The sequence below is a fragment of the uncultured Sulfitobacter sp. genome (genome assembly GCF_947500075.1).
In the GTDB taxonomy this organism is placed as follows: domain Bacteria; phylum Pseudomonadota; class Alphaproteobacteria; order Rhodobacterales; family Rhodobacteraceae; genus Sulfitobacter.
On record NZ_CANMQS010000026.1, the window covers coordinates 1 to 281 of the forward strand.

Below are 281 nucleotides of genomic sequence, written 5' to 3' on the forward strand. Positions count from 1 at the left end.
GAGGCCATCGCCCCGGTCAGCGTCTCCGCCGATACCGGACCCATCGCACCGCCTGCGGACCTGCCGGATGCGGAGGATGTCAATGTCGACAGATTGCCCGACGCGGTCTTCGCCATTGCCGGGACAACCGTCTTCAGTGGTCAGGAAGATGACTACATGGATGCAGGCCACCACGCCTCTTTGGAGCTCACGTCCGGCACGATTTCCCTGAGCTTTTCGACGGCATGGCTGCCGGGGGACAAGGCGCTCATTTCCAAGGATGGGTCGGGGCGTGAGGATGG

Annotated in this window: 1 protein-coding gene; it reads left to right on the plus strand. The window is 63.3% G+C overall.

The window, feature by feature from the left end:
* Positions 1 to 281, plus strand: a 281-nt coding sequence (locus Q1A91_RS23650; protein ID WP_299883384.1) for a hypothetical protein, incomplete at both ends; no start/stop codon positions are given.